At 58.2% G+C, this 7,316-nt stretch carries 8 protein-coding genes; 4 read left to right on the top strand and 4 right to left on the bottom strand.

What is annotated here, in order from left to right; genetic code table 11:
• Together E6C55_RS24030 and E6C55_RS24025 are read left to right on the top strand one after the other, a co-directional pair.
• On the top strand, positions 1-536 hold a 536-nt coding region (locus E6C55_RS24030; protein WP_211093639.1), incomplete at its 5' end, for a hypothetical protein.
• A gap of 9 nt (positions 537-545) precedes the next feature.
• Positions 546-1,013 carry a hypothetical protein gene (locus E6C55_RS24025; protein WP_136372365.1) on the top strand — a complete coding sequence of 156 codons (468 nt, stop codon included), beginning with the start codon at positions 546-548 and terminating at the stop codon, positions 1,011-1,013.
• Positions 1,014-1,323: 310 nt separating this feature from the next.
• Here E6C55_RS24025 and E6C55_RS24020 read toward each other — a convergent pair whose 3' ends face one another.
• From E6C55_RS24020 to E6C55_RS24005, 4 genes are all read right to left on the bottom strand, one after another.
• A complete protein-coding gene (locus tag E6C55_RS24020; RefSeq protein WP_136372364.1) occupies positions 1,324-2,295 on the bottom strand; it encodes an asparaginase in 972 nt (323 codons plus the stop codon).
• Positions 2,296-2,338: 43 nt separating this feature from the next.
• Positions 2,339-3,067 (bottom strand): M50 family metallopeptidase, encoded by a 729-nt coding sequence (locus E6C55_RS24015; protein WP_136372363.1) that lies wholly within the window; start codon positions 3,065-3,067, stop codon positions 2,339-2,341.
• Between the two features lie 180 nt (positions 3,068-3,247).
• On the bottom strand, positions 3,248-3,337 hold the full coding sequence (locus E6C55_RS24010; RefSeq protein ID WP_136372362.1) for a sporulation protein YjcZ: 90 nt from the start codon (positions 3,335-3,337) through the stop codon (positions 3,248-3,250).
• 230 nt (positions 3,338-3,567) lie between these two features.
• Positions 3,568-4,512 (bottom strand): J domain-containing protein, encoded by a 945-nt coding sequence (locus tag E6C55_RS24005; RefSeq protein WP_136372361.1) that lies wholly within the window; start codon positions 4,510-4,512, stop codon positions 3,568-3,570.
• Positions 4,513-4,697: 185 nt separating this feature from the next.
• Here E6C55_RS24005 and E6C55_RS24000 point away from each other — a divergent pair, with 185 nt between their 5' ends.
• Together E6C55_RS24000 and melA are read left to right on the top strand one after the other, a co-directional pair.
• Complete coding sequence (locus tag E6C55_RS24000; protein ID WP_136372360.1) at positions 4,698-5,612, top strand: AraC family transcriptional regulator; 915 nt, start codon at positions 4,698-4,700, stop codon at positions 5,610-5,612.
• A gap of 139 nt (positions 5,613-5,751) precedes the next feature.
• Positions 5,752-7,266, top strand: coding sequence for an alpha-glucosidase/alpha-galactosidase (gene melA / locus E6C55_RS23995; RefSeq protein WP_136372359.1), 1,515 nt, complete (start codon positions 5,752-5,754; stop codon positions 7,264-7,266).
• Positions 7,267-7,316 lie beyond the last annotated feature (50 nt).

The following is a 7,316-nucleotide window of genomic DNA, read 5'->3' as shown; positions in this document are numbered from 1 at the left end:
CGAACCGGAAAGCCGAGATGATAGGATTCGGGACGGAGAAGCTGCTGGAGCTGCTGATTCCTCTGGGCGCAGGGGCCAAGACCGCAACGGCGGCCGAGAAGGCGGAGTCGGCGGCGGTTAAAGCCGATGGCTTGATCGACGACCTGTCGGTGGCCGGGAAGAGTGGGGGGGCGGCGGTTGAGGGTGCAGAAACAGTTGTCGGGAATAAATCGGTAGTTAATGCAATGTCCTCCAACGCCGCAAAATATGAATCGAATTTAGCTTATGATTGTTCCGAAATAGCCGAGGATTTAGCATATGCGGCTGGAGGCAAAGGAGAAATAATAACTATAAAGTCCTCAACAAAATATGGCACAATAAACGTTACAGAGTATGGAGAAACGAAGATTTTCGATTATCATACGGTCTACTTTGATGGTAAATATGTATATGACCCCCGCTTTAGCAACCGACCAGTTCCAATCGATGAATACATGAACTCGATTAAAAAATTAAATGATGGAAATGTTTCTGTAAGTACTCAAATATTGAAGTAGGTGAGAAAAGTGCCATCTAAAAATATTTATTTAATGGAAAATGACGAAGTAGAGTATCCTGAATTAATGGCTTATACCATTGCAAAACTAGGGTCATTTGAATGGAACAGAACATCAATGTATGACCCTAAAAATATTTTTGAACGTCCGGCAGGCTTTTATTTTAGATTCCATAATCAGAATGAAATATACACTGAATTAGAAGATTGCATCAATGCGTTTCATGGCAAACTTCAATGGTGTATACATGTTAGTGCTGATACACGTCATAAGAATTATATAATTGAACCCCTGAAGGTACATGACGCAAAGCTAAGTGATGAATTTTCCGAGAGCTATAACTTGAAGGGGATTTTAGGAGATAACTACGAATCCTTTTGTGAGCAGGCAATAGAAGACATCCCTTTTCTGTGTAAGCATATTGAGGTATGGTTTGAGTTAGAAAACAAACGACCTTATATGCCTACTCTACCGTAATTCATACCTTGATTGGCTTTGTGCCTTTCAAGGTCTCTTGTACGTCAAGCAGGTTGAGTAATGGGCATAGGTCTCCTCTAGTAACGGAAGCCGTCGATGCCGATGGCTTCCGAGTTTTTATGTGAAAAATCACATTGGTGCTGCCCGAGAACAGCTACTTTGTCCGATTATATGCGAAAAATCACATTCGTGGAGGAGATTTCGGCTCGAGGCGCTGAATGTATGCGAAAAATCACATAAAATGCCTCGATCCCCTCCGATTCAAGCTGATGAATGTGAAAAATCACATAAAATCGCATGCTGGAGGAGATTAGGGCCGCTCGAACGCGGCCCGCACCTTCGCCGCGTCCGCGTGCAGCGAGAGCAGCGCCGCGAGCTTGAGGCGAGCCTTCGGCCCGCTCAGCTCGCGGGCGAAGACGACGCCGAGCTCGCGGAGCATGGCGCCTCCGCCCTCGTAGCCGTACGTGCCTTGCGGCTCGCCGCCTGCGCAGCGGCTGACGAGCACGACCGGCACGCCAGCCGCAATCGCCCTCCGGATGCCGGGCAGCAGGGCGGGAGGCACGTTGCCTTGCCCGAACGCCTCAAGGACAATTCCCCGCGCTCCGCGCTCCAGCGCGAAGTCCAGCCATTCCGCTCCCATATCGAGCACCGCCTTGATCAGGAAGACGGAGCTTAAGGACGACACGTCGGCGTCCGGATAGCACGCAGCGGGCTCGAGCGAGAAGCGGTACTCCGCCTTCTCCCCCCGCACCCAGCCAAGCGGTCCCGATTCCGGCGAGCGGAAGGCGTGAAGGCTGGACGTGTGCATCTTCGTCACGTAACGCGCCGCATGGATCTCGTCCTGCATGACGACGAGCACGCCCCGCGAGCGGGAATCCGCGCAAGCAGCCGCGCGGACGGCGTTCATCAGGTTCGCCGGCCCGTCGGTTCCGGCCTCGTTGGATGCCTTCATCGCGCCGGTGACGACAACCGGCTTGCCCGGCGGAAGCTGCAGATCGAGGAAGTAAGCCGTCTCCTCCAGCGTATCGGTTCCATGAGTGACGACAACGCCGTCGATCTTCGGGTCCGCGAGGCTGCTCTTGACCGCACGCAGCAGCGCCCCAAGCTCGACCAAGGTCATCTGCGGGCTCGACTTGTTGCATACGTCCTCGGAGACGACCTCGATTGTCCCCTTCAGCCAGCCGGTTAGAACCTCGTTCGTCGGGCGGTCCACCTTGCCCGTATTCGCATCGTGCGACATCGCAATCGTGCCGCCCGTCGTAAGCAACTTAATCGTGCTCATGCCGAATTCCCTCCGTTAACTTTCTGCGATCCCGACCGGCTTATTATATGTCCATTCGCTGCCGGGACCAAATCCCCGAGCCCTTCGAACGCCGTGCGCTCGGTCTGCTCGGGCTTCCGGCGAACAGCTGCAGCGAGCGGCTTACGCAAGCGAGGGCGACCAGCAAGAAGACGATCGACCAGAGCAGCGCCGGGAGGCCGGTAATCTCCTGCAGCGAGTAGGCATCGCCGGCGCTGCGCGAATTGTCGAGCGAGTTCAGCACGAGCGTGACCGGCCCCATCGCCGACTCCTCGAGCGTCAGGAACGCGAGCAGCCCGTAATAGCCGTTGCGGAGCCACTCCTGCTTCTTCAGGCAGAGCGCCAGAATATTCAGCGCGAGGAAGCCGATAAGCCAGTACACGCCGAAGCCCGAATGCACATAGAGAATGAGCAGCAGCGCCGCGATGCCCGACATCAGAATCAAGCCGAGCTTCTGCTTGCCCGAAGCCTGCAGCCGGAACAGCAGCAGCGCGAACAGCGACGCCCCTATGTAGCCGGCGAGAGCGATGGGCAGATGGCTCCACGAGGAGGCGAGGCGGAAGTAGGTAACTCCGCTGTGGTCGGCATGCAGTTCGACTCGCTGCACATCGCCCGACAGGACAAGAGCCATGACGGCATGAGAGAACTCGTGGACCATCGTGTCCAGATTGCGGAAGAACGAAGAGAACGGAATCAATCGGGTCAAGAAGACGGACAGGAGAAGATAAAGAATCGGCTTCAACCAACGGGTCACGGAATAATCCTCCTAGAGTAACCGAATATTCGGGAAGCGAAGATGACGGGAACGGACGAACCGGCCTCTCCATCTCGCTTTTCTAATCGTATTTTCCCATATGGAGTCGAAAATGTAAAAAAGCCCTTCGCGCCATGAGGCGAGAAGAGCGGGAGATAAGGTCGGGCTAGATTCTGCGAATCAATAGCCGGCCTTCAGGATGATGACGAGCAGGATGAACAGAACAAGCGCGAAAGCAGCCGTTCCCATGCCACCAACTGGGTAACTCATGCGTATCACCACCGTGGAAAAAAAGGATTGTGTATCACCGTGTCATCTTATGTGGAGGGACGGGTGACGGACCGAGGCAAACGTCCAGATCTGCCGCAGGTTCCGCGCCTGCCCGCCCAGTCGCACGATTCGACAGCCCCATACCGCCGCCCTTCTTCGGCCCCGCAACGAACGCCGAAGGGCTCGCTGCGCGAGAGGATATCCCCTCGGCAGCGAGCCCTTCGCGTCGCTTACTTCGTCTCGTTCAGGTAATGCAGGATAAATTCCACGGCGGCCTCCGGACGGGCGGCGCTCGCCTTGACGGCGGCATAATACTCGCCCGTTCCGCTCACGCCGAGCTCCTCGCCCAGCTTCGTGCCGGACAGGTCGATCGCGTAGACGGCTTCCTCCATGTCGGGGTCGGGCTGCCCCTCCGAGTCGACCGGCTGGTAGACGATGGCCCGCGAGTCGCCGTCCTGCGGCAGCTCTCCGGCATCGGCGCCCTCATATTGGTCGAGCGGCAGGAAGAATTCCTGATTGGCCAGCTTCTCGAAGTTGCCCTTGTCGAGAATGAACAGGTCCGTCTTGTTGTCGATCAGAACAATCATCCCCTTCTGGATGAGGGCCATGTCCTGCTCGCTCTTCACCTCAAGCGGCACGTACGTCAACTCCGCCTGAACGCGCTGCCAGTCCGGGAACCGCTTCACGATCTCTTCCCCGAGCGGTTCCGTATCGGTGCCGAAGCTGTCCCCGTAGAAAAATTCTCCATAGAACATGACGGACAGGTCGATCGGAGGAAGCTTGGCGAGCCGCGCCTGCTCCTCCCGGTGATCGACGAACGCCTTGATGCCGTAGCCGATCAGGGCAAGAACGATAAGGCCGATGAGCATGTGAACCTTATAATAGTGGAAGATGTGGTCCCACTTCTGGGCTTTGCCAGCCATGCCCTTGAACTTGCCGTACTCCTTGGCCGTGAACTCCGCTTTGGCCTGGTTCTCCTCGTAATCGCGAATATAACGGTAAGCTTCGCTGACCTTGTCCAGATCGACGGCTTCCCCGGCTGCGTGCTCGCCGCCTTCCCGCATCTTCTGCGCGCGGGCCCGGCGAGTGAGAAGGAAGTAGCGATTCTCCAGTTCTTCCTTGGTCGCGGTCTCCGGGAGGCCAAGGACTTCATATGCTTGCTTCAAGTCTTCCATCCAATGTCACCTTCTGTCATGGTCTTCTACACTTAACCTAGTATACGTGATTCTTCGGGCCTCTTCCACCGGGGCTACTCTTCGGGAGCGACATTCGGATAGAATAGAGGAAGCGGTGCCAATCATGGAACAGGGTGGAAAATAATCAGAGTCGCAGCAGACGAACGATTGGAGGAACGGAGCCGATGACGAGCAGTCTTTTCCCGGACGGGTGGCTTGACGGCGATTACCGCCCTCGGGTACATGCATACTACTTCAAGCAATGGAGCCGCTTCGCGATGGACTTCCACCGCCATTCGTCCACGGAGATCATGTACGCGATGTCGGGAACGTGCCGGGTGGAGCTGGCTCCGCATGCTTCGGGGACTCCGCACTCCATCTCCCCGGTCTCCATCGCAATGAAGCGCGGCGACTTCATTATTCTGAACGCGGACATCCCGCACCGGCTGCTCGTCGACGACAAGTGCCGGATGCTGAACGTCGAGTTCAACCGGGGCGACTGGGCCGGCCCCGTTCCTTCCTTGCGGAGCTTGTCCGCGGAAGACGAGTCGCTGCGGGACCTGCTGCGCGCGGCGGAGCCCTACGCGGTGCTCCGCGATCCGGAGGACGTCTACCACATTCTGCGAAGCCTGGTGCTCGAGCTCGACCGGCAAGGCTCGTCCGCAGGAGCGATGGCGCAGCTTCTTCTGTCCCAACTGCTCATGCGAATCGGCCGTCTGAGAAGCGAATCGGTCGGCGCTTCGGCTCTTCCGGCGGAGAGCTACGTCAGGCAAGCGATGGACTACGTCCACCAGAATTACGATCGGGACATTCAGGTGAAGGACGTCGCGGCGGCGGTCAGCCTGCACCCCGGTTACCTGCAGCGCATCTTCAAGGCGCAAGCCGGGCGCACGCTGGGCGAGTACCTGACGAACCTGCGCATGCAGAAAGCCCGGATGCTGCTGCGCCAGACGGACATTCCGGTGTCGGACATCTCCGATTACGTCGGGACCGGCAGCCGGCAATACTTCCACGCGCTCTTCAAGAAGCATACGGGACAGACGCCGGTGGAGTTTCGCGCGCAGCGGGACACGCACCGCTGGGATATCGACAAAACGTAATAAAAGTTCGGATTCCTGACAGCTCTTCGCGCAGGAAGTCACGATATTGATAACGCCGCGAATCGGACTTCGCTACAATGGAGAAGGAAGCTAAGGGCAAGCAATTAACTGTCCATGACGGACTGCGGAGGCGTTATACATGGCATTCAAGATCGCGTTTATCGGAGCGGGAAGCATCGGCTTCACGCGCGGGCTGCTGCGGGACTTGCTCAGCGTGCCGGAATTCCACGACATCGAGGTTGCTTTTACAGACATTAACGCCCATAACCTGGAGATGGTGACCGAGCTGTGCCAACGGGACATCGAGGAGAACGGGCTGGCCATTCGGATTCAGCCGTCGACCGATCGCCGGGAGGCGTTGAAGGACGCGAAGTACGTCATCTGTACGATACGCGTCGGCGGTCTCGAGGCGTTCGCGACAGACGTGGACATTCCGCTGCAGTACGGCGTCGACCAATGCGTCGGCGACACGTTGTGCGCGGGCGGCATCATGTACGGGCAGCGCGGCATCCAAGAGATGCTGAACATCTGCAAGGACATCCGCGAGGTCGCGGCGAAGGATGTTCTGCTGCTTAACTATGCGAACCCGATGGCGATGCTGACGTGGGCGTGCAACAAGTACGGCGGCGTGCGCACGGTCGGCCTGTGCCACGGCGTGCAGGGGGGCCACTGGCAGATCGCCCAGGCGTTCGGTCTCGAGATGGACGATGTCGACATTATCTGCGCGGGCATCAACCATCAGACGTGGTACGTTCAGATCAAGCACAAGGGCGAGGACCTGACGGGCAAATTGCTCGAGGCGTTCGAGAAGCACGAGGACTTCAGCCGCACCGAGAAGGTGCGCATCGACATGCTGCGCCGCTTCGGCTACTACAGCACGGAATCGAACGGCCACCTGAGCGAATACGTGCCGTGGTACCGCAAGCGTCCGGACGAGATCAACGACTGGATCGACCTCGGAAGCTGGATCAACGGCGAGACCGGAGGCTATCTTCGCGTTTGCACGGAAGGACGCAACTGGTTCGAGACTGATTTTCCGAATTGGATGAAGGACCCGGCTCTCGAATACAAGGCGTCGGAGCGCAGCCACGAGCACGGCTCCTATATTATCGAAGGGCTCGAGACGGGACGCGTCTATCGCGGTCACTTCAACGTCGTCAACGATGGCGTCATCGCCAATCTGCCGGCGGATGCGGTGATCGAAGCGCCGGGGTATGTCGACGGCAACGGCATCTCGATGACGCAGGTCGGCGACCTGCCGCTCGGGCCGGCCGCGGTATGCAGCGTCAGCATCTCGGTCCAGCGCCTCGCGGTCGAGGCGGCCGTCCATGGCGACGACAAGCTGCTGCGCCAGGCGTTCATGATGGACCCGCTCGTCGGCGCCGTCTGCAACCCGAAGGAGATCTGGCAGATGGTCGACGAGATGCTTGTCGCGCAGGAGCGGTGGCTGCCGCAATACGCATCCGCCATCGCGGAAGCGAAGCAGCGCCTCGCGTCCGGCCCGCGTGTGCCGACCCGCGAAGGCTACAAGGGAGCCGCGCGCCTCGCGGTCAAGACGGTCGAGCAGATGCAGCAGGACCGCGACGAAGCCAACCGCAACGCCGGGGAGTCCGACAAGGGCAAGAACCGCCACAAGCTGCCGACGGATATTTAAGCGATATGGCGCAACAAGCCGCCCCCGCGACGTACTGTCGCCCGGGGCGG

Source organism: Cohnella fermenti, assembly GCF_004801405.1.
Taxonomy (GTDB): Bacteria; Bacillota; Bacilli; order Paenibacillales; family Paenibacillaceae; genus Cohnella; species Cohnella fermenti.
Note: the sequence above shows the minus strand (reverse complement) of the source record. Positions and strands in the feature narration are given on the sequence as shown.

Excerpts from the sequence above, each read along its gene's own strand:
- E6C55_RS24020 (WP_136372364.1), bottom strand. The coding sequence starts at position 2,295 with ATGAGCACGATTAAGTTGCTTACGACGGGCGGCACGATTGCGATGTCG.
- E6C55_RS24010 (WP_136372362.1), bottom strand. The coding sequence starts at position 3,337 with ATGAGTTACCCAGTTGGTGGCATGGGAACGGCTGCTTTCGCGCTTGTT.
- E6C55_RS24005 (WP_136372361.1), bottom strand. The coding sequence starts at position 4,512 with ATGGAAGACTTGAAGCAAGCATATGAAGTCCTTGGCCTCCCGGAGACC.
- E6C55_RS24000 (WP_136372360.1), top strand. The coding sequence starts at position 4,698 with ATGACGAGCAGTCTTTTCCCGGACGGGTGGCTTGACGGCGATTACCGC.
- melA (WP_136372359.1), top strand. The coding sequence starts at position 5,752 with ATGGCATTCAAGATCGCGTTTATCGGAGCGGGAAGCATCGGCTTCACG.